The organism is Pseudemcibacter sp., assembly GCF_965661635.1.
GTDB lineage: Bacteria > Pseudomonadota > Alphaproteobacteria > Sphingomonadales > Emcibacteraceae > Pseudemcibacter.
In genome coordinates this window covers 1-4,665 of the sequence record NZ_CBFIEP010000189.1, presented here as the reverse complement: position 1 = coordinate 4,665, position 4,665 = coordinate 1, and the positions used below count along the sequence as shown (strand labels likewise).

The window sequence follows — 4,665 nt, the reverse complement described above, 5'->3', positions numbered from 1 at the left end:
ATATGTGTTCCGGGCGTGCATACATTTCCAGTATGACGTTCTTTCCCATCATTAAGCCCTCCTAGTAATTGAAACTCTAGTGACACAGGCCAACCGTGCTCAATTTCCATACTTTCTGGGGACTGTGTATGAAACATAATGCCGTTATTGCGAATTCCCCAATCGGGTCCTCCTGTTAATTGTTCACCAGTAAAGCGATATTCTAGACGAATTTTATAATGAGAAAATTTATCCTTATAAAAAATATGTCCATATTCCCCTTTAAATTCATCATATTGATCATAATTCACTGACAAAATTCCGTCTTTCGCTTGAAAAGTGTCTTTATAATTATTGCCAACTTCAAATCCGCTGAATTTAACTGTCCAGCCATCAAGGTTTTCCCCATTAAATAACGATATCCATTTTCCCTCTGCCGCTGCGGATGAAACAATACTGGTTATAATCGCTGTGCTTAAAAGTATTTTTTTAATCATGGTTATTTATTCCTGTGCTTTTTCGCTTAATCAATTCAAAAGGGAGTAATTTATATTTTTCTTCTAGTTCATTGCCTTTCATCACATCAAATAACATTGACATGGCAAAGGAGCCAAATTCTTCTGCGGGTTGTGAGATAGTAGTAAGGGGCGGATCACTGTATTCTGCAAAGCTAATGTTATCAAATCCGGAAATTGAAATATCGTCAGGGACTGATAACCTTTTTTTCTTAGCATAGTGAATGGCGCCAATAGCCATTTCATCGTTCATACAAAAAATGGCAGTAGGAGAGGGTGACATATTTAATAATTTTTCAGCGGCTTTTGCTCCTAATTGAATCGAGTAATCACCATATGCCACATTTTCAGTTTTAAATGTGATGCCCGCATCATTCAGTGAATTGATATGGCCAAATAATCTATCTTGGGTGATGGTGCTTTGTTCTGGCCCTGAAATAACGGCAATATTTTTATGACCTAATGATAACAGGTGTTCAGTCATTTCTTTGGCGGCAGAAATATTATCAATTTGCACAGATGGAATTTCAATACCTCTAACGCAATCACAGGCGTTAACGACCGGTGCCGTGATATTTTCCTGATCTTCAAATGGTATATGGCAATCCAATTGTATGATGCCTTCTGCTTGTGAGGTATCAACCATTTTAGCATATGTTATTTCACGTTCCCTTAACCCTTGAGTATCACCAAGAAGAACGGCATACCCGAGTTTTTGTGCTGTCTGTTCAATGCCACGAATAACACGTGAGAAAAACGGGTTTGCGATATCAGGAACAAGCACAACAACCGTTGATGATTTACGTGTTCTAAAATTTCTCGCAAGGATATCTGGCTTATAATTGGTTTCTTTAATGGCGACGTTGACTTTTTCACGGGTTTTCTGCGAGACTTTATCAGGTTTCGTTAGGGTTCGTGATACAGTAGCTACTGAAACCCCTGCTAATCTAGATACGTCACGAATTGTCGCCATTTTATTATCCGTATGGTTGATTTTATGATCAATTTTCACATATTCCAAGCTATCCTACACAGGGAAATAAATCTTGCCAATTAAAATGTAATTGATTACATTTTTTATGTGGAAATAATATAATTAAAATAATATAGAAATGGGGACGCAAAATGACAGATGCGACTTTACCTGCTAATCGAAGAATAAAAATGGGTATGGTTGGGGGCGGCCCCGGCGCTTTTATCGGCGAAGTGCACCGAATGGCTGCACGGCTCGATAATCAAATAGAACTTGTTTGTGGTGCCTTTAGTAGTAGTGCTGAAAAATCAAGGCAAGCTGGTGCCGACCTTTTTTTAGACCCTTCTCGTGTCTATGATGATTTCTATCAAATGATGGAAAAGGAAGCCTTGCTTCCAGAGGGGGAACGTATGGATTTTGTATCCATTGTTACGCCAAATCATTTGCATTTTCCGCCTGCTGAAGCCGCCCTTAAAGCGGGGTTTCATGTAATGAGCGATAAGCCCGCGACCTTAAATTTAGATGAAGCAAAAAAACTAAAAGAAATCATAGGTGAAACTGGATTACTTTATGGGCTGACGCATACTTATCTTGGTTACCCTATGGTGAAACAAGCCAGAGCGATGGTTAAAGATGGCAAGTTAGGCGAGATTAGAAAAATTTTAGTTGAATATCCGCAAGGATGGCTTTCGCAATTTGAAGAAGGCAATGAAGATAACAAGCAAGCCGGATGGCGAACAGATCCTTCACGTTCTGGAATAGCAGGATCAATGGGCGATATAGGTACCCATGCCCATAACTTAGCCGAATATATTTCAGGTTCACTAATGACAGACGTCTGTGCCGATATAAATATATATGTGGATGGCCGAAAACTTGATGATGATGGTTCGGTGCTTTTTAGAATGAGCAATGGTGCGTCAGGGACGTTAACGGCCAGTCAAATATGTGCTGGTGAGGAAAATTCCCTTAAAATAAAGATATATGGTGAAAGGGGCGGATTAGAATGGCATCAGATGAAGCCATATGAATTGCTGCATAAACCGCATGGATCCGCAATGATTACTTATACGGCAGGTGTTGATAAAACAAACCTTTATGCGGAAGCATACGCCGCATGTCGAGTGCCATCGGGACATCCTGAGGGGTATTTGGAGGCATTTGCCAATCTTTATACAGGTTTTGCAGAAGCAATACGTGCCTATGATGGTCATTACCGTGGATCAGATTTAATAGGTATCGATGAAGGCGTTCGCGGCATGGCATTTATCGAAGCGGTGGTTGGTAATTCAGCTTCAGATGTAAAATGGACAAAAATAGAAGATTAGGAGTGAATAGATGAAACAAATTAAAGGCCCTGCATTATTTCTAGCACAATTCGCAGGTGATGAAGCACCATTTAATTCACTGGAAACAATCGTCGAATGGGCCGCATCTATTGGGTACAAAGGTGTTCAAATTCCCACTTGGGATGGACGAATTTTTGACTTGGAAAAAGCAGCTTCAAGCAAATCATATTGTGACGAGGTTATTGCAACATGTGCAAAATATGGTGTTGAGGTAACGGAGTTATCTACTCATTTGCAAGGACAGCTCGTGGCTTGTCATCCTGCCTATGATACGCTTTTTAATGGGTTTGCCCCTGAAAAAGCACATGATAGCTACGAAGCCAAAGAAAAATGGGCGACGGAACAATTGATGATGGCGGCAAAAGCAAGCGGCTATATGGGTCTTACCGCTCATGTGACATTTCCGGGCGCACTTTTATGGCACACAGTATATCCATGGCCACAGCGCCCCGCAGGACTTGTGGAAGAGGGGTTTAAAGAGCTGGCGCGTCGCTGGAGGCCAATACTTGATGCTTTTGATGAAGTGGGCTGTGATGTCTGTTATGAAATACATCCCGGGGAAGATTTGCACGATGGTGCGAGTTTCGAGCGGTTCCTTAAGGCCGTCGACAATCATCCGCGCGCCAATATTCTATATGATCCGAGCCATCTTATATTACAGGGAATGGATTATGTGGACTTTATTCATATTTATCATGAACGAATTAAAATGTTCCATGTCAAAGATGCTGAACTCAATTGCGATGGACGCAGTGGCGTTTATGGTGGTTATCAAGATTGGATTGATCGTCCGGGACGTTTCCGTTCACTTGGTGATGGCCAAGTCGATTTCAAAGCAATTTTTAGTGCTTTAACACAGCATGATTTTGATGGATGGGCTGTCGTGGAATGGGAATGTTGCATGAAACATCCAGAGGATGGCGCACGTGAAGGTGCTGAGTTTGTAAACGAACACATTATTCGCCCTAGTGAATATAGTTTTGATGATTTTGCCGGCGGTGGATCAGATGAAGATTTAAATAAGAAATTGATTGGAATTAAATGATGTCGGAATTGAATAGAAGAAAACTTCTTAAGAATGTCGCGATGATGACGGGAGGCGCTCTTTCAGCATCAGTTATATCAGGTGTGATGTCCGGTGCTCTTGCGCAAGAAAGAATTGATGTTGATAATCCAGTCTTTTCGGATCAACAACTGAAATTGGTTGCCAAAATGGCGGATATGATCATCCCTGATACAGATACACCGGGCGCTATCGCCGCAAAAGTACATCATTACATTCATGCTATTGTTGGTGATTGGTATTATGATGATGAACGTTCCAATTTCATCAAGGGGTTAAATGCCGTCGATAGTCATTTCATGACAGGTTCCGCGCAAGAACGTCATACTATTATGACTAAAATGGATAATGAAGAAGGCGAAAAAACATTTTTCCAAGAATTTAAAGAATTAACACTCGTGGGATATTTTACATCGCAAATCGGCGCAGAAGAAGAATTGCGATATGAACAATACCCTGGACCATACCAAGGCTGTGTTCCATTTGAAGAAGTTGGCAAAACATGGGCGACATAGAAAGTAAATAAATGCAAGATTTTGATGCAATTGTTGTTGGCTCGGGTATATCCGGTGGATGGGCTGCGAAAGAACTCTGTGAAAAAGGGCTTAAAACCTTAGTCATAGAACGCGGAAGATATGTTGAACATGGTGAAGACTATATCGGTGAGAATAAAGATCCATGGGAAATGAAATTTGGTGACCGGGTTGATCAGAAGTTAGCAGATGAACGATATCCACGACAGCAACGTTGCTATGCGTTTAAAGACAGCACAAAACACTTTTTTGC

Annotated in this window: 6 protein-coding genes; 4 read left to right on the top strand and 2 right to left on the bottom strand. The window is 40.9% G+C overall.

Going from position 1 to position 4,665, the window contains the following annotated elements; all coding sequences use genetic code 11:
• A partial coding sequence (locus ACTF6W_RS12165) for a 3-keto-disaccharide hydrolase (RefSeq protein ID WP_438994818.1) occupies window positions 1-476 on the bottom strand: 476 nt, incomplete at its 3' end.
• On the bottom strand, window positions 469-1,506 hold the full coding sequence (locus tag ACTF6W_RS12160; protein WP_438994817.1) for a LacI family DNA-binding transcriptional regulator: 1,038 nt from the start codon (window positions 1,504-1,506) through the stop codon (window positions 469-471). The genes ACTF6W_RS12160 and ACTF6W_RS12165, both read right to left, overlap by 8 nt.
• A gap of 113 nt (window positions 1,507-1,619) precedes the next feature.
• On the opposite strand from ACTF6W_RS12160, the gene ACTF6W_RS12155 reads away from it, so the two are divergent.
• From ACTF6W_RS12155 to ACTF6W_RS12140, 4 genes are all read left to right on the top strand, one after another.
• Window positions 1,620-2,795: a Gfo/Idh/MocA family protein gene (locus ACTF6W_RS12155; RefSeq protein ID WP_438994816.1), complete on the top strand. Its 1,176-nt coding sequence runs from the start codon at window positions 1,620-1,622 to the stop codon at window positions 2,793-2,795.
• 10 nt (window positions 2,796-2,805) lie between these two features.
• On the top strand, window positions 2,806-3,861 hold the full coding sequence (locus ACTF6W_RS12150) for a sugar phosphate isomerase/epimerase family protein (RefSeq protein ID WP_438994815.1): 1,056 nt from the start codon (window positions 2,806-2,808) through the stop codon (window positions 3,859-3,861).
• Window positions 3,861-4,394 (top strand): gluconate 2-dehydrogenase subunit 3 family protein, encoded by a 534-nt coding sequence (locus ACTF6W_RS12145; RefSeq protein ID WP_438994814.1) that lies wholly within the window; start codon window positions 3,861-3,863, stop codon window positions 4,392-4,394. The genes ACTF6W_RS12150 and ACTF6W_RS12145 overlap by 1 nt, the downstream gene beginning before the upstream one ends.
• An 11-nt stretch (window positions 4,395-4,405) precedes the next feature.
• The coding region (locus tag ACTF6W_RS12140) for an NAD(P)-binding protein (RefSeq protein WP_438994813.1) at window positions 4,406-4,665 on the top strand (260 nt) is incomplete at its 3' end.

Excerpts from the sequence above, each read along its gene's own strand:
- ACTF6W_RS12155 (WP_438994816.1), top strand. The coding sequence starts at position 1,620 with ATGACAGATGCGACTTTACCTGCTAATCGAAGAATAAAAATGGGTATG.
- ACTF6W_RS12150 (WP_438994815.1), top strand. The coding sequence starts at position 2,806 with ATGAAACAAATTAAAGGCCCTGCATTATTTCTAGCACAATTCGCAGGT.
- ACTF6W_RS12145 (WP_438994814.1), top strand. The coding sequence starts at position 3,861 with ATGTCGGAATTGAATAGAAGAAAACTTCTTAAGAATGTCGCGATGATG.